This is a genomic window from Tolypothrix tenuis PCC 7101, assembly GCF_963874875.1.
Classification (GTDB): Bacteria; Cyanobacteriota; Cyanobacteriia; order Cyanobacteriales; family Nostocaceae; genus Aulosira; species Aulosira tenue.
On the sequence record NZ_CAWNJS010000001.1, the window covers coordinates 1,113,131 to 1,132,485 of the forward strand.

General features: G+C 42.5%; 17 protein-coding genes. 7 read left to right on the plus strand and 10 right to left on the minus strand.

What is annotated here, in order from left to right:
* Window positions 1-40: 40 nt before the first annotated feature.
* The 3 genes from AACU25_RS04490 to AACU25_RS04500 all read right to left on the minus strand — a co-directional run bounded on the left by AACU25_RS04490 (window position 41) and on the right by AACU25_RS04500 (window position 4,083).
* Window positions 41-2,863: an insulinase family protein gene (locus AACU25_RS04490; RefSeq protein WP_096574094.1), complete on the minus strand. Its 2,823-nt coding sequence runs from the start codon at window positions 2,861-2,863 to the stop codon at window positions 41-43.
* Window positions 2,864-3,005: 142 nt separating this feature from the next.
* A complete protein-coding gene (locus tag AACU25_RS04495) occupies window positions 3,006-3,449 on the minus strand; it encodes a VOC family protein (RefSeq protein ID WP_096583485.1) in 444 nt (147 codons plus the stop codon).
* A gap of 124 nt (window positions 3,450-3,573) precedes the next feature.
* Entirely contained in the window at window positions 3,574-4,083 is a 510-nt protein-coding gene (locus AACU25_RS04500) for a TIGR02652 family protein (RefSeq protein WP_479688188.1), read from the minus strand.
* 243 nt (window positions 4,084-4,326) lie between these two features.
* On the opposite strand from AACU25_RS04500, the gene AACU25_RS04505 reads away from it, so the two are divergent.
* From AACU25_RS04505 to AACU25_RS04515, 3 genes are all read left to right on the plus strand, one after another.
* Window positions 4,327-4,857, plus strand: a complete 531-nt coding sequence (locus AACU25_RS04505) for a gamma carbonic anhydrase family protein (RefSeq protein WP_096574096.1) — start codon at window positions 4,327-4,329, stop codon at window positions 4,855-4,857.
* A gap of 235 nt (window positions 4,858-5,092) precedes the next feature.
* The gene (locus tag AACU25_RS04510) at window positions 5,093-5,218 is read left to right on the plus strand and encodes a photosystem II protein Y (protein WP_096574097.1); all 126 of its coding nucleotides are present in this window, start codon (window positions 5,093-5,095) and stop codon (window positions 5,216-5,218) included.
* A 198-nt stretch (window positions 5,219-5,416) separates the two neighbouring features.
* Window positions 5,417-6,664 carry a bifunctional folylpolyglutamate synthase/dihydrofolate synthase gene (locus AACU25_RS04515; RefSeq protein WP_096574098.1) on the plus strand — a complete coding sequence of 416 codons (1,248 nt, stop codon included), beginning with the start codon at window positions 5,417-5,419 and terminating at the stop codon, window positions 6,662-6,664.
* 193 nt (window positions 6,665-6,857) lie between these two features.
* Here AACU25_RS04515 and AACU25_RS04520 read toward each other — a convergent pair whose 3' ends face one another.
* The 3 genes from AACU25_RS04520 to AACU25_RS04530 all read right to left on the minus strand — a co-directional run bounded on the left by AACU25_RS04520 (window position 6,858) and on the right by AACU25_RS04530 (window position 8,997).
* Window positions 6,858-7,253, minus strand: a complete 396-nt coding sequence (locus AACU25_RS04520; RefSeq protein WP_096574099.1) for a DUF309 domain-containing protein — start codon at window positions 7,251-7,253, stop codon at window positions 6,858-6,860.
* On the minus strand, window positions 7,250-7,615 hold the full coding sequence (locus AACU25_RS04525; RefSeq protein WP_045870081.1) for a ferredoxin thioredoxin reductase catalytic beta subunit: 366 nt from the start codon (window positions 7,613-7,615) through the stop codon (window positions 7,250-7,252). Before AACU25_RS04525 ends, AACU25_RS04520 begins: the two co-directional genes overlap by 4 nt.
* Before the next feature lie 221 nt (window positions 7,616-7,836).
* Window positions 7,837-8,997, minus strand: coding sequence for a DUF58 domain-containing protein (locus AACU25_RS04530; RefSeq protein WP_096583487.1), 1,161 nt, complete (start codon window positions 8,995-8,997; stop codon window positions 7,837-7,839).
* 246 nt (window positions 8,998-9,243) lie between these two features.
* Here AACU25_RS04530 and AACU25_RS04535 point away from each other — a divergent pair, with 246 nt between their 5' ends.
* Both AACU25_RS04535 and eno read left to right on the plus strand, forming a co-directional pair.
* The gene (locus AACU25_RS04535; RefSeq protein ID WP_096574100.1) at window positions 9,244-10,458 is read left to right on the plus strand and encodes a type IV pilus twitching motility protein PilT; all 1,215 of its coding nucleotides are present in this window, start codon (window positions 9,244-9,246) and stop codon (window positions 10,456-10,458) included.
* Window positions 10,459-10,998: 540 nt separating this feature from the next.
* On the plus strand, window positions 10,999-12,288 hold the full coding sequence (eno, locus tag AACU25_RS04540) for a phosphopyruvate hydratase (protein ID WP_096574101.1): 1,290 nt from the start codon (window positions 10,999-11,001) through the stop codon (window positions 12,286-12,288).
* 119 nt (window positions 12,289-12,407) lie between these two features.
* On the opposite strand, the gene argC is transcribed toward eno, so the two are convergent.
* The gene (gene argC, locus AACU25_RS04545; protein ID WP_096574102.1) at window positions 12,408-13,466 is read right to left on the minus strand and encodes an N-acetyl-gamma-glutamyl-phosphate reductase; all 1,059 of its coding nucleotides are present in this window, start codon (window positions 13,464-13,466) and stop codon (window positions 12,408-12,410) included.
* A gap of 582 nt (window positions 13,467-14,048) precedes the next feature.
* Here argC and ribBA point away from each other — a divergent pair.
* Window positions 14,049-15,836, plus strand: coding sequence for a bifunctional 3,4-dihydroxy-2-butanone-4-phosphate synthase/GTP cyclohydrolase II (gene ribBA, locus AACU25_RS04550; RefSeq protein WP_096583489.1), 1,788 nt, complete (start codon window positions 14,049-14,051; stop codon window positions 15,834-15,836).
* 432 nt (window positions 15,837-16,268) lie between these two features.
* On the opposite strand, the gene AACU25_RS04555 is transcribed toward ribBA, so the two are convergent.
* The 3 genes from AACU25_RS04555 to AACU25_RS04565 all read right to left on the minus strand — a co-directional run bounded on the left by AACU25_RS04555 (window position 16,269) and on the right by AACU25_RS04565 (window position 19,060).
* Window positions 16,269-17,090 carry an N-acetylmuramoyl-L-alanine amidase gene (locus AACU25_RS04555; protein ID WP_422641098.1) on the minus strand — a complete coding sequence of 274 codons (822 nt, stop codon included), beginning with the start codon at window positions 17,088-17,090 and terminating at the stop codon, window positions 16,269-16,271.
* A 256-nt stretch (window positions 17,091-17,346) separates the two neighbouring features.
* Entirely contained in the window at window positions 17,347-17,853 is a 507-nt protein-coding gene (locus AACU25_RS04560; RefSeq protein ID WP_321206677.1) for a hypothetical protein, read from the minus strand.
* Between the two features lie 502 nt (window positions 17,854-18,355).
* Window positions 18,356-19,060, minus strand: coding sequence for a phosphatidate cytidylyltransferase (locus tag AACU25_RS04565; protein ID WP_190445742.1), 705 nt, complete (start codon window positions 19,058-19,060; stop codon window positions 18,356-18,358).
* A 57-nt stretch (window positions 19,061-19,117) separates the two neighbouring features.
* Between AACU25_RS04565 and yidD the strand changes: the two genes are divergently transcribed.
* Window positions 19,118-19,354, plus strand: coding sequence for a membrane protein insertion efficiency factor YidD (gene yidD / locus AACU25_RS04570; RefSeq protein ID WP_096574106.1), 237 nt, complete (start codon window positions 19,118-19,120; stop codon window positions 19,352-19,354).
* The last annotated feature ends 1 nt before the right edge of the window (window position 19,355 follow it).

Consider the following 19,355-nt stretch of genomic DNA (forward strand, 5'->3'; position numbering starts at 1 on the left):
CCTTTACCTCTTCCCCCTTCCCCCTTTCCCCTTCCCTCATTTACTGAATAGTATGATCTGCCAACACAGCAGGGCCAGCTGTTACCACAACAATTTTATCGGGGTGGAGTAATTCACGAGCAGCCTGATTAACTTCAGATAGGGTAACTTGATGAATTTTATTACTAAAAGAGCGCAGTTCCACTTCATTGAGCCCATAGACTTGATTCATGAGAATTCTTTTTGCTAATTCCTCTGGGTTTGCCAGTGAAACATTGTAGTTGCTGATGAGATTTTGCTTTGCTGCTTCCAGTTCAGATGCACTCACACCATACTGATGGATTTGCTTTAATTGCTCATGAGTACTAGCGATCGCTTTACTAGTATCTTCTGGGCTAGTTTGCATTTCAATCCAAAATGTCCCAGCATTCTTGCCTACCTTGAAATAGCTATAAATTCCATAGGTTAAACCTTGGCGATCGCGCACTTCTGCTCCGAGTCTACTAGATAAGGTGTCGCCGCCCAAAATCTGATTCAATACTGAGGCTGCATAGAATCTAGGATCTTGACGGTTAATACCTGTGTAACCCATATAAGTGATAGCCTGAACTTTACCGGGGAGGACTGAGTTGACACGCACTATTTTTTCCGGCATTGGTACTGGCGGATATTTTAATTTTGGTGGTTCACCGCTAACTTTCCAACCACCAAACTCAGCTTCAATGAGCGATCGCACTTTTGTGGGATCAAAATCTCCTACCAGTGCTAACACCGTAGTATCGGGACGATAATATTTTGTCTTAAACGCAATTACATCCTGACGCTTAATCCGCTGTAGGCTTTTTTCTGTAGGGTAAGTATGCAACGGATGGTTTTTCGGATAAATAGACTGAGCAAAAGTTCTAATTGCGACTTCATCGGGGTCATCTAAATCTAGTTTGAGATTAGTCAAAGCTTGCTGACGGTCTAATTCTAACTCTGTTGCCGGAAATGTACTATTTCTCACAACATCTGCTAAAGTTTTCACAAGTACAGGCAAGTCGCCAGCTAAACTTTCACCCTCAATTCGCACACCTTCGCGATAGGCTTCAAAATCTAAACCTACACCTCGTTCTTCTAAAGCTTTGGCAATTGCTAAGAAGTTCTGGGTTTTCGTACCATTCATCAAGTTATCTGCTACCAGTGATGCTAATCCAGCTTTATCTTCTGGATCAAATTCCATCCCTGCATTAATGTAGCCACTGAGGGTAACTGTGGGGGTACTTTTATCTGGTAGTAGTAATAACCGCAAACCATTAGCCAAGGTAAATTGTTGTGGTAGTTCGCGAGTGCTAAGATATGTGACTTCATCCACAGGCGGTAAGTATTTGATTACCTCTTGTGGTGCTACAGGAGAACCAGGGGAAAATTTTTCTGTAGTTTGCGCGTACTGAATTTTAGTAGTCAGTGCTTTTGTCTGCTTTTGGCTGGGTTCAAACCACCCTACTATACGTAATTCTGGTTTGAGATATTTATTAACTACAGCGATAACATCAGCTGGTTTGACTTCGCGGACACCAGCCAAGTACCTTTCTGTGTAGCGATAATCGCCCGTAGTTGTCTCATCATTACCTAATTGTATTGCTAGGTTTGTGAGATCGCGGTTACTTAAAATTGCAGATGCTTCGACTTGGTTTTTAGCGCGGTTGACTTCCTCTGCTGTCACTCCAGTTTTTACCAGATTTGCGATCGTTTTATTTAATACCGAGTCAATTTTTGCCAAATTTTGCCTAGGAGCAGCGGTAACTGACAGTTCATACCAGCCAGACTCCCGTAAGCTAGAAACATAAGCAGTAATGTCGTTAGCTAGGCCTGATTCTACCAATGCTTGATAAAGGCGAGAATTACGTCCTTCGGTCAAAATATAATCCATCACTTCCAGCGCTGGTACATCTGGGTGATTCACATCGGGTAGCGGATAAACCACTTGCAAGAGTTTTCCTGCACCCGGTTCTCGCAGCACAATGGGACTGTTGACTGTTGACTGTTGTACAGACGCGATTAATCGCGTCTCCCCAACTCTTGACTCTTGACTCTTAGGTAATTTACCAAAGATTTCTTTTACTGTTTCTAGAGTTGACTCTGTTTGAAAATCTCCTACAATCACCAAAATGGCATTGTCGGGGGTGTAAAATTCGCGGTAATACTGCTGTACCTGCTCGACTGTAAATTTTTCTACATCAGCTTTTGTACCGCCTACAGGTAACCCATATGCATGATTGGGAAAAGCAGCTCCCATGACGGCGCGATTGAGACGGTATTCAGGACTATTTTCGTAACCTTGTAACTCAGAAATGACTACGCGCTTTTCACTTGCTAGTTGTTCGGTATCAATGACAGCATTTTGCATCCGATCCGCTTCTAGAACTAAGAGCGATTTCAGCTTATTTCGTTCTGCAGTGCCGTAATACGCTGTTTGATCGTAGCTAGTAAAGGCGTTGGAGTCACTACCTAAAGCACTAAACAATCGCCCAAATTGAATAGGACGATTTTTAGTACCTTTAAACATCATGTGTTCCAACTGGTGAGCAATACCATTTACACCAGGTTCTTCATTGCGCGAACCCACCCTGTACCACACCTGCACAGTTACTACGGGTGCTGTATGTACTTCTTTTGTCAGCACCGTCAAGCCATTTTCTAGCAAAGTTTTGCGGACGTTGTCTGTCACTTTTATAGGTGTGGGTTTTTGTTCATTTACCATTGATTGATAATGTGTCTGTTGGGACGCAAGCACGTGTTGACTTTCAGCAGGTTTACCACTAAATGACAACACTGCAATCATCGCAAAGCACAACAGGAATAAAGTAAGACGATATCTATACAAGGTGGAAAACACAGACATTGATTTTGTAGATACCCTGTAAACTGAGCTACATTTTTGGTATTGATGACTATAGTCTAATCTTTGCGCTCCATTGGACACCTACGCAAAACTACAGAGATGTGATATTTTATCAGCAAAAATAATCGATATAAAAGCGAAATTAGTTGAGTTTTACTAAAATCCGAATGAATTCCAAGGGTAGTCCGTCATAATCCGCAATAAAAGCGACCTCATAAATGCGATCGCCTATCTGCTGCTGTGTTGGTTCTAAAAGTATTTTGAGAGGTTGAAATTGTTCTGGCTGGCTTTGAGCCGCTATTTTTAATTGTTCTTGTAAATTATTCAGCCAACTAGGTAAGTCGGGAGTAATTTCTGTTAAATCAAATGAAAGATGATAATAGCCCACATAATGCTCATCTGCAAAAGCATCTGGGGCTGGTTTTGGTTCGGGAATTTGGATAAGTTCAATTCTGCCACCCAATCCTTCCATCCAACAAGCTAGGGTATAGCCTGTAGTGAAGCGTTCACAAACTGTAAACCCCAGTTGTTCATAAAAGGCGATCGCTCGATGAATATTCGCAGTCCGAATAGAAGCGTGATGCATAATTTTGTCATTAGTCATTTGTCTTTGGTCATTAGTCATTTGTCCTTGGGCGTTTGTTTTTTTGTCATTTACTTCTCAGCAATGATCAATAACTCTTGACTAATAACTAATGACTAATGACAATTTACTCAAATAATCGGAAATAAGGGTAGCGCACAGGGACACCAGGCTCTTTTTCCAAATCAAAATTAATTACTTCCCAGCAGGGATCTTCTGTGGATTCGGGGCTAAAGTCCACAGGTAAACCGTACAGCCTTGCTGAGGAATTTTCGGGCTGTCCAGAACGCCAAGGAGTGCTGCGTTCTAAATAACCACTCATCAATTCCTGATAACGACGAGCGATAATGACTCGCGTGGCTCGGAAACCTTGGGTATAGAGTTTATCTAGTGCTTCGTGAATTTCAAACCGAATACCATCGGGATGGGTATGTTGTCGATACCATTCACTATTCCACTTTCGCCAATGTCGCCCCGACTGTAAATGAATTAATTCTCCCGTTTTGGGATTAGCCTCGAACGCCCCATGACGCGGACACAAATAAGTATCTGTCAGTGTCAGCGCCGGAATTGTTTGACGACAGTGGGGACACTGTATTTCAGGGCCAAATATTGGGTACTGCAAGCCTGGATTCATCATGAAGTGCGTAGAAACATAATTTAGTCTTCACCAGCGCCAGTGGGTTGGATATTACACTTCGGCTCCACCACTTTGGTTTACCCGCTCACTGCTAAAAAGTCACTGACTGATGCAGGAACAGCATTCACTAGTGTCTTAATTCAGCATAGAAGCTTGACCCTGTGATATTCTGGTTTTTGCAACCAGCCCGAAATGTTGGAGTTGTTCCAGTGTTCCTGGGTACCATATCCATATTCTATCGTGTCTATCGCTTCTTACTGGCCATCTCCTGATTTTTCTCAAGCTGCCTTTGTTGCAGCCAATGCGAGCGTGATCGGTTCCGTAAACATAAGGGCAGGTGTGAGCATTTGGTATGGGGCAGTAGTCAGAGGCGATGTAGAACGCATTGATATTGGCGAATGCACGAATATACAAGATGGAGCTATTCTACATGGCGATCCTGGTTTTCCTACCATATTAGAAGATCATGTGACCGTAGGACATCGTGCTGTGATACATTCTGCCTACATTGAGCGCGGCAGTTTAATTGGGATCGGTGCGATCGTGCTTAATGGTGTACGCGTCGGCGCTGGTAGCATTATTGGTGCTGGCTCAGTAGTCACAAAGGATATACCACCCTTGTCATTAGTAGTTGGTATTCCTGGAAAAGTAGTGCGCCAATTATCAGACACCGAAGCTGCAGAATTACTCGAACACGCCCAACGCTACCAAAAGTTAGCTTTAGTTCATGCTGGAAAGGGAACGGATATCGGATTTACTCAAAAGTCGTGAGATTAGGGATTAGGGACTGGGGACTGGGTAATGGGTAATCGGTAATTGGTAATGGGAATCTCTATCCCTTTCTATTGGACATTGGACTCGTGACCAACACCAAACAACAAACCCCAAAACCCAAAATTGTAAACATTCTTTACACGTGGGGCTGGAAAAATTGCCCACTTCAGCTAACAATAAAAAATGAGAGCAGTTGACAAAAGTTTAATTTATTTAACAGAGGGGTTCCAATATGGACATTGATTTTCGTGTAGCCATTGTTCTAGCACCAATAGCCATTGCTGCTGGTTGGGCTGTATTTAATATTGGTGCAGCTGCTTTACGACAAGTGCAAAACTTTTTAAACAGAGAAGCTTAAATTTTCAGAATAATTAACATTCTTTAGCCGACTGTTTCCCTTCAAAGGGGCAGTCGGTTCATTTGTATTTAGGTGTTTGGTGTTTGCCAAAAGTCAAGAGAGACGCGATTAATCGCGTCTGTACAAGAAAGTCAAGGGTAATAATTTCACTCATTACCCATTAGCCATTAGCCATTACCCATTACCCATTCCCTAATCTTGGATATCGATTCTCTATTACAATCCTTTCAACACTTCGGTATCAATCTGGGACTGTCACGCATTGTCAAACTTTTGGACAATCTTGGTAATCCCCATGAAAAAGTGCCTGTGATTCATGTTGCTGGTACTAATGGTAAAGGTTCTGTCTGTGCCTATCTATCATCAGTTCTGACTCAAGCTGGTTATCGGACAGGACTTTACACCTCTCCACATTTAGTTGATTGGACAGAACGTATTTTTGTTAATCAACAGCCAATTGCTTCAGAAGATTTGTATAAATTATTGCAAAAGGTTAAGGATGCAATCGCACCTGATGAAGAATCACCCACTCAATTTGAAGTGATTACAGCCGCTGCTTGGTTATATTTTGCCCAGCAGCAGGTAGATATAGCAGTGGTAGAAGTAGGATTGGGCGGACGCTTGGATGCTACTAACGTTTGCTCACAGCCTTTAGTGACAGTCATTACTTCCATCAGTCGCGAACATTGGCAGCAGCTAGGGCCGACTGTTGCCCATATTGCTGGTGAAAAAGCCGGAATTCTCAAACCTGGATGTGCGGCTGTGGTGGGGCCATTGCCAAAAGAAGCAGAGGCAGTTGTGCGATCGCGTATTCAAGAATTAGAATGCCCGATATTTACACCCCAGCCTGCGCGTTCTGTATCTTCTGGATGGGCGGAATATCAAACTCTGGATGGCAGATTAATTCAATATCCGCTAGCTTTACAGGGGCAAATTCAGTTAACAAATTCTGCCTTAGCTTTAGCTGCGATCGAAATTCTGCAAAAACAAGGCTGGCACATTTCTCAAACAGCCATAATTAATGGCATGGCCAACACTAAATGGCCTGGGCGTATTCAATGGGTAACTTGGAAAAAGCACAAATTATTGCTAGATGGTGCCCATAATCCAGCTGGTGCTGAAGTTTTACGTGATTATGTTGATACATTAACTAACCCTAAAATAACTTGGGTGATGGGAATGATGGCAAATAAAGACCATGCCGACATTTTCCAGGCTTTATTACGAGAGGGAGATAAGTTATGTCTCGTACCTATACCAGATACTTCTTCAGCAATTCCTGATGACTTAGCCAAACTAGCTGCGGAAATTTGTCCGGAATTGAGTTTTTGCCAATCTTACCGCGATTTAACTTCCGCCTTAGAAGCAGCTTTTGCTTCTCCCGAAGACTTAGTTGTTTTATGCGGTTCTCTTTATTTAATCGGACATTTTTTCAGCATTAAATAATTTTAAGATTAACTAGTAGATGACGGCGGAAGTATAACTACGATTCTCAATGTGCAGAAAGTTTATATGGGAATCCGATTTGATTTCTAGACAAAATATCAGTTTTGTTGCTGATGCGTTACGCTATCGCTAACGCATCCTACTTGAACGGCAAAAATCAAATATGAGTCCTCTAGCATATAGCTTTCAGACTTCAGCCTTCTTGTACTAGCTCTATCCTAGGCAAAGGCAAAGTGTCAGATTCACCCAGATCATCAGCAGCAATTTGATCTGGGCTAGTTTTTTGTAATACTTGCAACAATGCCACACTCTGGATTAATAAAGCTTCTAAATCAATGCCACCGTAACTGGAAGGGTAACGTCGCAAACGATTACTGCCTTCTCCTAGCAGAATTGCTGCACCCCGCCAGTTGTGATTACTCAAATGATAAAGTGCTACGGCAATTTGGAGAATGCCTTGATAAAAGGTTTTTTCAGGCTCGCTGGCTTCAATCCACAAAGCTTCTAAAGTGTCATGACAGGCATAGAACTGCCCAGTATTAAACTGTTCTACGCCTTGCCAAAACTCTTGGGGCATGGTTTCACTCATGCCATGCTGTCTCGCACTTCTTTGATGGTTTCAAGGGTGATTTCTTGCTGTTCTCCCGCAAACTCGTTGTCTGTGGTCAGAAACAGCATACAATGGCACTCCTTACGTTCCCGCATCGGCACACAGGGACAGTTCCAGTATGTGGCGTGTACTTCGGCTTCTTTATCTTCGTAGTGGCGGCAAGGGCACAAAGGCGCACCAAGTTCGTCTTTATGTTTAGCTAGCCCTTCAATCACGACTGCGGTAACCGAAGGTTCAGAACAGAAGTAGGTTCCAGTACGCTTGGCGTATTGTTCGGAAAAATGCCGCATTGCCTCTAGGCTTTTATCGCTGGATTTTGTATTCACTTCTGATGAGATCATTAGATCAGCCGCTCATAATTTAAACATTTCTTTGCATTGTACCTCAGCCTGAATGCGGTAATCTTGGGGAGATTTCCCCAACCTTTGTTACTAAATTGAAATAGCCTTTGGGCAAAGGCTGATATATCTCGGTTACCGGGACAGAAAAATATTTAAGTCATCAGAAAAACTTGACTTAGAAACAGACATTGAATTTTTCAATACATGGAATTGTCAGTAATTTATGAGTGTAAGGATTTTTGTAGTTGTGGTTGTAATCCTTGCTCAGTTTGTATAACAATACCAGGGTAATCTCGGTTAGCTATTACTGGTTCTGTGGCAGCAGGATGATTTTCCCATAAAATCCAGCGACTACCTAAAGGTAAGGAAGTAAGGGTTTGAGGATTGGAAGTTAGCCAAATTAAGGGATAGCCTTCTGGAATAGGTGCATTAGCATCTTCCTGCGGCTTAGTAGCTGCTAAGGCTTCTTGAACTATGCGATCGCCTTTAATTAATCCTGTGAATGCTGTCCACAGTTGGACTTGGATATTTTGACGCTGGGCATAAAAATATAGAGATGCGGCAGCGATGACGGCTTGTTCAAAATTCTCTTCTGCCCAATTCACTGTACTGTCAAGCGCAATAATAATTTCTTGACCGCTAGTAACTATTTCTAATTCCCGTACCCGTAATTCCCCGTAGCGCGCGCTGGTGCGCCAGTGAATCAGACGAGTAGGATCGCCTAGACGATAAGGACGAAGCGATCGCACTAGTCCAGTTGTCTCTGTTTGTAACGTTTTGCCAAGAAAGTTACTCATGTCGCTTTCGTCTTGCCCCATTTCATCTACTAGTGGGCAGTAAGTTAGCGGTAATACACTCGGATAAACAATCGCTGTGGCTGCACATTCACGCTGACGGCGACACCAGAACAAGCCTAAAGGCGCACCGCTAACGAGTTCGACTGTATGCCAGCGATAAACACCCCGGCGGGGCGTTGGTTGGTAATATACCCAACGGTAATGCTCATGGGGGGGAATGGTTTCTATGGACTTGGTTACTGGTTTCCCCAACACAAAAGGCAACATATCTTCAACTTGTAGCAAGTTTACAGCTTGCTTTGTTTGATTGTGAATTTCGATTTCTACCGTTAATTCATCTCCGGCGGTGACAGGCCTAATGGCACGGCGTTTCACGGTTAAACCCACAAGCGATCGCGGGGGCAAAATAGCCGCTATGGCTAACAGAGCAAAACTCACTCCACTGATGGCATAAAGCCAACCAGCCATTGTATTCACAGCAGCGCCAAAAAAGCAGATAGCAATTCCTGCTAAAACCCAACCGCTGTATGCAGGGACACAAGCGCGGGTTTCTAACCAGTTGATGGTACGTTTAATGATTTTCATAATTTCCTTTCTAGCCCAACCATGAATGAAATTCATAGAAATTCATGGTTTCACTAAAGAATTGGTAAAGACTATCGTAAAAACGAAAATCTTACCTAAGTATGTTGTAGATTGAAAATCTAAGTAACTCCACGGTTGACCTCAAAAGAATTGATTAATCTACAAGTTCTATTAACTGCTGACTTTGGGAATAAAAGTTAAGTTTTAACTTTTGTTTTAATCAAATATTTACTATAGGAAAGGCTAATGAACGGCGAATCTACCTCACAATATTTAATTCCCAAAATTCCTACTCTTCCAGCACCGCCACCACCACCATTTGCAATTCAGAAAAAGCTAGTTTCTATTCAACAGATGGTACATGATGCGTACAATCTGCAAGCTACTGATATACATATTCGTGTCGGAGAATTACCACGCTTTCGCATTCGCGGACAAATGGAAGTTTACGAATTAGTAGGTGTAGTCACACCAAAAATCTTTGACGATTATTTAGACGAGATTCTCTCCCCATCTGCCAAGCATCGGTTTGTAGAAACCAAAGAATTAGATACAGCAATTGTTTATCCTGGGCTTGTCCGCTGTCGCATCAACTGTTTTGAAACCTTAACTGGTGGCGCAATGGTGCTGCGGTTAATTACACTGCACGTTCCCAGTATTGATAGTTTGGGATTACCACCCATCCTCAAAAATGTTGTTAATAAAAAACAAGGATTAATTTTAGTTGCTGGGTCAACTGGCTCGGGTAAATCTACTACCATAGCCGCAATGATCCGCTATTTAAATGAAACTCAACAGAAACATATCATCACCATTGAAGACCCAATTGAATATGTTCATACTTCCCAAAATAGCTTAATTAGTCAAAGGGAAGTAGGTTTACACACTCACGAATTCCATGATGCTTTACGGTCAGCATTGCGGGAAGACCCAGATGTGATTGTAGTAGGAGAAATGCGCGATCGCATCACTGTTGATACTGCCATTAAAGCTGCACAAACTGGTCACTTAGTATTAGGTACTCTGCACTCTAAAGATGCAATTGGCGCAATTAATCGCCTTCTCAATCTTTATAATCCTGATGAGCAGGCAATTATGCGGGTACAAATTGTTGATTCCTTAGTTGCTGTTGTTGCTCAACGTTTACTCAGCACAACAGATGGTGGTCGCACAGCACCTATGGAAATCTTAATTAACACACCCACTATGCAAGATTATCTATTAAAGGGTGAAGACACAGAAGCATATCAACTGATGGAAGCTAGCCACAAAGAAGGTATGCAGGTAATGAATGATGCCCTTTGCGAATTGATGCTAACTGGTCAAATCAGTATTGAAGATGCCTTCAACAATACACCAGATATCGGTGATTTACGTCGTCGTTCTCGCAACGAAGGATTAGACCCATCTCATTCAACTGGACGTAGTTTTTTCAAAGCTTATAACTATAGTTCCAACTGAACTGAAGTAGTTGTTTAACCAATTTCTAATACAATACAGTTCAGATAAGCTCATTAGTGATTGATTTGTCACTTGTGGAAACAGCTAGCACAATTGGGGGATTCTCCCCCAAACCCCCTCCAAAATTATTGTTTTGTTGTCAATTTATTTTCTTAACTGAACTGTATTGATTTCTAATAGACTAAGAGAACTCCCGTTACAGAGGTAAGTCTGAACGGGAGATTTTTTAACGCAGAGTAACGCCATGTGTTTCCTCAGCTTCACTATTAGACTTCTTGCATAAATATTTTTGTCTAGGTCATCATGTTTTACTTTAGTTTGTAACTTACAATACATTAAAACTCTACGAAATAGACTCATGTGCAGCGTCAAATCCACAATTGCAAATTAGTTGACGCAATGATTGGAAATCTTGTTTAATCTCAGCCTATAAAGTCCTTTAAAAGCCTATGCTAGCGATGGGGTGAAGTCAGTCATTAGGCGATCGCTTGCAAACCGGAAAAAGGTACTCTTACAAAGGAAACAAAGGATAAAGCGCACATGAGTACAACTGTAGATACTGCCATTGAGGCGATTGTTGCCCGTGAAATTCTTGACTCACGGGGTAGACCAACTATTGAAGCAGAAGTACATTTGCTTAACGGTGCAGTGGGATTGGCACAGGTTCCCAGTGGTGCCTCTACTGGCACTTTTGAAGCACACGAACTGCGAGATAAGGATAAAAGCCGTTATGGGGGTAAAGGCGTACTGAAGGCGGTACAAAACGTTCACGATGCACTTGCGCCGAAGTTATTAAACTTGGATGCCCTCAATCAAGAATTGATCGACCGGACGATGATCGCTGCCGATGGTTCTGCCAACAAATCCAATTTAGGTGCAAATGCAATTTTGGCAGTTTCTTTGGCTGCGGCTAAAGCTGGTGCTGAGTCGCTAGGTATCCCCCTATATCGCTACTTAGGCGGGCCTTTAGCGAATTTGCTGCCAGTACCGTTGATGAACGTGATTAATGGCGGTGCCCACGCAGCTAACAATGTGGATTTTCAAGAGTTTATGATTGTCCCCATTGGCGCGTCTTCCTTCCGGGAAGCTTTGCGCTGGGGGGCAGAGGTGTTTGCTACCCTGAGCGAAGTATTAGCTGACAAGGGTTTATTAACTGGTGTGGGCGATGAAGGTGGTTTTGCCCCTAACTTAGAGTCCAATCAGGTAGCTTTGGAATTGCTAGTTGCTGCCATTCAGAAAGCTGGTTATAAACCTGGGGAACAAGTCGCGTTAGCTTTAGATGTGGCAGCTAGTGAATTTTACAAAAATGGACAATATGTCTACGACGGTAAACCCCACGCGCCCACAGAATTTATTGATTATCTCGCCCAATTAGTTGACCAATACCCAATTGTCTCCATTGAAGATGGCTTGCATGAAGAAGATTGGCAGAGTTGGCAATTGCTCACCCAGAAGTTGGGTTCAAAAGTACAGTTAGTAGGCGATGACTTATTTGTAACTAACGCCACCCGCTTACAAAAAGGCATTGAACAAAAAGCTGGCAACGCCATTTTGATTAAACTCAATCAAATTGGTTCTTTGACCGAAACTTTAGAAACCATTGACCTTGGAACCCGCAACGGTTTCCGGTCAGTCATTAGCCATCGTTCTGGTGAAACCGAAGACACCACGATCGCGGATTTAGCTGTAGCCACCCGTGCAGGTCAAATCAAAACCGGTTCTCTCTGCCGTAGCGAACGAGTTGCCAAATACAACCGCCTGCTTCGCATCGAAGATGAACTAGGCGATCGCGCCATTTATGCAGGTGCAGTGGGTTTAGGGCCGAAGTAGGGATTGGGGAACTCGGGGCCCCCTCTGGGGATAAGGGGTAATGGGGATTGGGGAAAATTCCAATTACCTATTACCCATTACCCATTACCAATGCCCCATGCCCCATGCCCAATGCCCTTTTACGGATAAAACCCAAGTTTGGGCAATCCCAAAGTTTCATCCCAACCCATCATGATGTTTAAACATTGAATAGCTTGACCCGCTTGTCCTTTAATCAGGTTATCGATTGCGGACATCACAATCACGCGTCCGGTGCGCGGGTCAACTTCTATACCTATGTAGCAAAGATTGCTGCCACTAGCCCATTTTGTTTGCGGGTAAACTCCACTATCGCAAACTCTTACCCAAGGGCAATTACGGTAAAAAGCATTGTAAATTGTTACCATATCATCCCTGACTAAACCGGGATCGCGCAGTGTGGCATAAACTGTCGCTAAAATCCCCCGCACCATCGGGATTAAATGTGGTGTGAATTGAACTTTAACTTCGTGTCCTGCAAGTTCGCTGCAAATTTGCTCAATTTCTGGTGTGTGACGATGGCGACCAACTCCGTAGGGCGAGAGAGAGTTGTCTGCTTCAGCCAAGAGCATATTAATTTTGGCTTGTCTGCCGCCGCCAGATGTGCCAGATTTAGCGTCAATAATGGCGGTTTCGGGGACAATTAAGCCCTGCTTCAACAGAGGAGAGAGTGCCAGCAGACTGGCGGTAGGGTAGCAGCCAGGACAGCCGACAAGCTGGGCTTCACTGATGCGATCGCGATAAAGTTCTGGTAATCCATATACTGCTGTAGCCGCAGTTGATTGATCGCTGCGCTCAGTTCCGTACCAAGTGGTATAGGTTGCCAAATCACTAAATCGATAATCGGCACTCAGATCTAGTACCTTACAGCCTTTTTCGAGCAGTATTGGTGTAATTTGGCAAGCCAGACCATTTGGCAAAGAGAGAAACACTGCTTCACAGCGTTGGGCAATGACTTCTGCATCTACCGCCTCAATGGGCAAGTTTACTGCATGAGCCAGATGAGGGTAGAGATCCGCAAAGGGTTTTCCGGCACTACTCTCACCGCCTAAATAAACTAATTCGACTTCTGGATGATCCATCAGTAGCCGAACTAACTGCACTCCGCCATAGCCTGACGCGCCAACAATCCCAACTTGTACGCGTCCATTTTTGCCCATGATGATGAAATCCTTATCAGCTTTTGTTTAATTGAGTTATTAGCTATCAACATATCAGCGACTAGTAGTCTACAAACCCAAAATTATTAGGTGAGGGTTGGGAAAAAGGTTAAAGGTTACATCTTTTCCCTGTCCCCCTTGCCCTTTACCCCGCCAAGTTTCCTTGGCGAACTACTAGAGGCGCAACGCACAATCAGCCACCGACTGAAGCCGGGGTATTAGTGGCTCTGCACTTAGTAGCGGCGAGATTTTATGCTCTCACCAAAAGTCAATTTTTTAGCTGTTTCCTCCCAAGGGGGCAGAAACAGCTGTTTACATTCTTTAGTGAAGAGGGAATTAGACATTGGGAAAATACCATATTCACGCAATTCCTGAGCTTTTTGGTCAGGAAAGAGCCAGAAATAATACTCTCGCTTTGAGCGTCTTACTGCCACACATGAGTATTAAACCTCAATTTTAGGGCAGAAATTTTTTGTCATGTTATCAAATCATTGCTAGTGTACTTCTCTGCCTTATAAAGGAGTTACAATCTAAAAGAAGAAATTGTTAAAAAAATTTACTTTTGGTAGCTGGAATTCCTCTGTGTCAAAGCCTAAGACTAAACGGCAGTCGCCAGCCACTCCCCTCAACTCTAGTGAACAGAGTACTGGGGTGGCTCCGCAAGTAGAGCAAGCCTTTCAGCAGTCGCCTGAGTCGGCTGATGGTGCTAGTGCTGCAATTTCATCCTTCAAGTTTGATTCCATTGACGCAGCTTTGGCAGATTTAAAAGCTGGGCGTGTCATCGTCGTGGTAGATGACGAAAATCGCGAAAATGAGGGTGACTTGATTTGTGCTGCCCAATTTGCCACACCCGACATGATTAATTTTATGGCGGTGGAAGCAAGAGGACTGATTTGTCTGGCGATGAGTGGCGATCGCCTCGATGAACTAGACTTACCGTTAATGGTGAGCAATATTACCGACACCAACCAAACTGCTTTTACAGTCAGCATTGATGCGGGGCCGCATTTGGGTGTCAGTACAGGGATCTCCGCCGAAGACCGCGCGCGGACAATCCAGGTGACTCTCAACCCAGCCACACAACCCTCAGATTTACGCCGTCCTGGGCATATTTTCCCCCTACGCGCTAAAGCTGGTGGCGTACTCAAACGGGCGGGACATACAGAAGCGGCTGTAGACTTATCTCGATTAGCAGGGTTGTACCCAGCTGGAGTAATTTGTGAAATTCAAAACTCCGATGGTTCGATGGCAAGGTTGCCCCAGCTAATTGAGTATGCTCATAGTCATCATCTCAAAATTATTAGTATTGCGGATTTAATTAGTTATCGTCTGCAACACGATCGCTTAGTTATTCGCGAAAGTATTGCCGATTTACCCACTCAGTTTGGTCATTTCAAAATCTACGCTTACCGCCATACTTTAGATAATTGCGAACACGTAGCCATTGTTAAGGGCGATCCCGCTACCTTTAAAGATGAGCCAGTCATGGTGCGGATGCACTCGGAATGTCTGACTGGTGACGCTTTGGGTTCTTTGCGCTGCGACTGCCGGATGCAATTGCAAGCTGCACTCAAAATGATTGAAGCGGCTGGACAAGGTGTCGTAGTTTACCTGCGTCAAGAAGGGCGGGGAATTGGCTTAATTAATAAACTCAAAGCCTATTCCCTACAGGATATGGGGCTGGATACAGTAGAAGCCAACGAGCGCTTAGGGTTCGCCGCCGATTTGCGAGACTATGGTATGGGCGCACAAATGCTCATGGATTTAGGAGTCAAGCAGATTCGTTTGATTACTAATAATCCCCGTAAAATTGCGGGGGTGAAAGGCTATGGCTTAGAAGTAGTTGATCGCGTACCGTTATTGATTGAAGCCAACGATTACAATTCCTATTACTTAGCAACCAAAGCTAAGAAGTTAGGACATATGCTGCTGCAAACTTATTTAGTCACAGTAGCTATTCACTGGCAAGATGATCCCCAATCGGTCACACAACGCTATGAACGCTTAGAAAAAATTCGGCATTTAGCGAAAAATCATCACCTATTACTGCAAGAAGAAGCGCGACCACTAGCGATCGCCCTCTTCGACAAGCCATCATTAACAGTACACTTGGGTTTTGACCAACCAAAAGTTGCAGATGGCGATTGGTATCAGCAAAAAGGTCATCCTTACCTGCAAGCCATCTGTCAAATTCTCGATCATCTCGCAACTTTGCCTTATATCGAAAAACTAGAATTTTTGATTTCATCTGGTAGCGATCCGCTGACGAATTTACAAGTCCAGGTAGATCGTCAGACCTTTGAAGCGGGTACACTACCCTCGACAATTTGCGATCGCTTAGAAACTCAGAAAATCTATAGCTTTAGTTAAATCCAATAAAACCCACGTCTCACCTGTTCAATGAGCGTGGGTTTTAACTGTAATTTCGTAATTCGTAATTAAAAACATAGCGTGTTTTATGCAGGAGGATAACGCACCTTTTATTATGGAAAATATTTCGGTGCGTTGCGCTGCGCGACAACACACCCTACTGGACTGACACGCCGAAAATGTGGCAATATAATTTTCTTGTGGGGTAGACATCTTGTCCGCCTAGGACGGGCAAGATGCCCATCCCACAAGAGTTTGAGCAATGCACTATTTTAGCCTTGCCACGCTACTACATTAAATTAATATTTAGATAAATAGTAGTGAATAGTTATATGACAGGAGCAGCTGCTCTAGTAAAGCAATATATCGAACAACGAGAGCAAGGGATCGCAGGAACAGGTATTTCTCCTGATTCAATAATCAAAAATGGTTTTAACTCAGGCGTTGGCGATAGCTATGAAGCAAATTAAAGAACTTGTCAAAATCAAAGTTTATTGGGTCAATTTTTTGGCGTGAACGGTCTACAGCTTTATGGGTAGTAATCCGCTCATCGGGAACTTGACTTTGAGCGATTAACCAAGCTAAAGATTGATATTGAGCTTCTGTATAGCCACTGTGATATTCTGCTTTGTCATTTCCCCAAGCTTCTGGCGGTGTTTCTAAAGAAACGTGATAGGCAAAGTTATTAACAGAAGGTGGTAAATTGGGATTTGTTTTCACCGTTTCCTCACCATTAGGGCCATCAAACACCGAATTACCTGCACCAAAGGCGCGTTTATCTGGAGGAATGAGATAAACCACTGTCCCATCTTGGGTAATTAAGGTGTGATAACTTGCTTGAATATTTTCATTATCATGGGGTGTTTGAAAAAAATTAACCGCGCTAGAAGCCGAATTACCAGTTTCATGTATGACTATAATTGGCTGGTTGTGGAGAGTCACACCATTAATATCTTTGGCGTAACGTTCTCCATAGTTGGTTGGGTTTACATTGGTGATGAGATATCGAGGTTTATAGCTAGCAAATGCTTGAGTAGTGCGATACAATCCTGCAACCGTTTTCTTTTTGGCTGGTGGTTTGATTGCAATCTGAGGTTTAGCCTCGAGATTTTTCTCTGATTGTAATTGCGCCTGGGGATACTCACTCCAAGCTATAACATCTTGATTAGATATTGCATTATTGTTCTCAATTTTTGCTGATTTACCAGCAAAAACCGCCAAAATTAGAGTGGCGAACAATAAGAAAATAAGCATTACTTTAGTCGCCCATTCTCTAAATCTCATTTTTTTATACTAATAAAATACTTACTACTAATTTTAATATCTAGATATTACAGAAAAATAGACTATTAGTATACTTGTCTGGGCTAAGTATTTCTGTTAGGCTATAAATCTTTTCATATGGAAATATAGGTTAGGCTTTTAAGATTAATGTTGGGTTGTGCTGCACTTAACCCACCGACATCTGCTATATCTGCTGCTTGTAAGAAATGCAGGTTTAGCTATTACTCTATAAACCATCCCACTGAAATTCAGCTAGCATTAATAAACAAAAAGCCATAAAAGCGCCAGTAATGAGAAACTGCCAAGGAGCAATATAAGGTAATAAAAAGATTAACAATAGGTGCAGTATACCTGTGAAGATCAGGGCACGCGATCGCACTCCTAAAGCAGTACAAATGTATCCGATGCTGCTTAACCCTAACCACAATCCACAGAGATTTGATAGTATCTCAACCCAACCGCAATAAATACTCAAATCTGTTAAAACAACACCCAATAGCATTAATATTACCCAGGAATATAGCACCCATTTCACTTTTCTTTCGCTTACCCAGTAATTAGCCCAACTTATCATTGCTACTGTGCCGATACAACTGAGGATAGTCCATAAAGTAGCTTGCAAACTCCAACTAATAGGAAGAAACTGAGCATTTATAAATATTGTTAGTAATAGCAAACTCCAAAATATGCACGCTTGATCGACGCAGGTATAAAAAGTGGAATGAAGTTTCACACTGCCGATTTGCCAGTTAATATACCTGATTCCAAACTGTTTTTGAACTTCTAGAGTTAATAGTTTACGCACTAAAAGAGGTTGTGAATAATTAAAAAAACTCATTATGGAAAGTTTTTACCAAGTTTATATAATCTTTTTTGTTATATATAAAATTATTTGAGTTTTAATCTAATCTCTCTTGGGTGATAAATTTAGCTTTGTTATATTCTGTATTTAGTTATAATTTTGTAATTGTTTTTACAGAAACCTAGATGGATAAATAAACCTAAAGCCAGAAAATTTATCCGATGGCTGAATTATTATCATTTCATGACAAAAATTCCGACTGTATAGAGGTCGGAATTAAATTTTTTTTAATAGTAATTGGGTCAATAAATCACAGCTAATCTTTCAGATGATAAGACTTATTTTTGATTTTTGAAATTCATGTGGGATGCGTTACGCTGAAGCTAACGCATCCTACTTGGTAATGAGATTTTTCAGAATTTAAATCAGATTTCTAGATGGGGAAAAGCTGCATTAACATAAATGCTAAAGCCGCGCTACCTAAAGGAACTGTGAGATTATCAATTCCAAGAAACGAAAAAGCTTCTAAAGCTGTAGCGACAACAGCCACTAGCAAAGATACTACCCAAGTTTGCCAGATATTACCTTGGCTAACCAGCAAAACTAAACTACTGACTATGTAACTAGCAAAGGTCATTGTTAACGAGCCTTCCCAGCTTTTTTGTGACCCGAAAACTTTATACTTATGTTTACCAAAGCGCTGACCAATTAAAGCTGCGAATCCATCACCCCATGTCATTACCAAAATTCCTAAAGCTGCGTATTGGGGTTGTTGCAAATACCAGAAGCAAGCAATTAAAATGCCGAAACTCACAGAGTAAAAAAATGTCCCTAAACTTTGACGACCGACACTATTAATACCGGGGAGAATTGGCAAACGATAAGACAATAAGGTAACTGCACTGGCTACAATTGAAGCTGTAATACCAATACTTGCGGGAATATTTAACCACCACGCCAGTAAAATCACATTACCAGTGCCAATGTGAACTATCTTGCGGATGATTTCTGGTTCTTTATGGGCAAAGCGATTTACACCCCAAGCGATCGCTAAAATAAATAACACCCAAACTGCTGCGATCGCAATTTGTAGCCATAAAGGGGGAATTGACTCTAAACCAGGAATTGTAATCACCAAAATGCTAGTAGAAAACTTGGCTCTTATTTACTACTTTATTAGATTTAGGTTATTGCGATGAAACTATTATTGATTTGGCTGATTCGGGGCTACCGAATGTTTATTTCGCCGCTGTTTCCCCCAACTTGTCGGTTTCAGCCTACTTGTTCAATGTATACTATCGAAGCAATTGAAAAATTCGGTGCATGGCGGGGTACTTGGATGGGTATTCGCCGGATTTTACGCTGTCATCCCTTCCATCCTGGTGGTTACGATCCAGTACCGGAAGTTGTAGAAAAAGTAACCGAAGATTAAC

What these genes read in the sequence shown, in the direction of transcription:
- AACU25_RS04490 (WP_096574094.1), bottom strand. Translation starts at nt 2,863, where the DNA reads ATGTCTGTGTTTTCCACCTTGTATAGATATCGTCTTACTTTATTCCTG.
- AACU25_RS04495 (WP_096583485.1), bottom strand. Translation starts at nt 3,449, where the DNA reads ATGCATCACGCTTCTATTCGGACTGCGAATATTCATCGAGCGATCGCC.
- AACU25_RS04500 (WP_479688188.1), bottom strand. Translation starts at nt 4,083, where the DNA reads ATGAATCCAGGCTTGCAGTACCCAATATTTGGCCCTGAAATACAGTGT.
- AACU25_RS04510 (WP_096574097.1), top strand. Translation starts at nt 5,093, where the DNA reads ATGGACATTGATTTTCGTGTAGCCATTGTTCTAGCACCAATAGCCATT.
- AACU25_RS04520 (WP_096574099.1), bottom strand. Translation starts at nt 7,253, where the DNA reads ATGAGTGAAACCATGCCCCAAGAGTTTTGGCAAGGCGTAGAACAGTTT.
- AACU25_RS04525 (WP_045870081.1), bottom strand. Translation starts at nt 7,615, where the DNA reads ATGATCTCATCAGAAGTGAATACAAAATCCAGCGATAAAAGCCTAGAG.
- AACU25_RS04530 (WP_096583487.1), bottom strand. Translation starts at nt 8,997, where the DNA reads ATGAAAATCATTAAACGTACCATCAACTGGTTAGAAACCCGCGCTTGT.
- AACU25_RS04535 (WP_096574100.1), top strand. Translation starts at nt 9,244, where the DNA reads ATGAACGGCGAATCTACCTCACAATATTTAATTCCCAAAATTCCTACT.
- eno (WP_096574101.1), top strand. Translation starts at nt 10,999, where the DNA reads ATGAGTACAACTGTAGATACTGCCATTGAGGCGATTGTTGCCCGTGAA.
- argC (WP_096574102.1), bottom strand. Translation starts at nt 13,466, where the DNA reads ATGGGCAAAAATGGACGCGTACAAGTTGGGATTGTTGGCGCGTCAGGC.
- AACU25_RS04555 (WP_422641098.1), bottom strand. Translation starts at nt 17,090, where the DNA reads ATGCTTATTTTCTTATTGTTCGCCACTCTAATTTTGGCGGTTTTTGCT.
- yidD (WP_096574106.1), top strand. Translation starts at nt 19,118, where the DNA reads ATGAAACTATTATTGATTTGGCTGATTCGGGGCTACCGAATGTTTATT.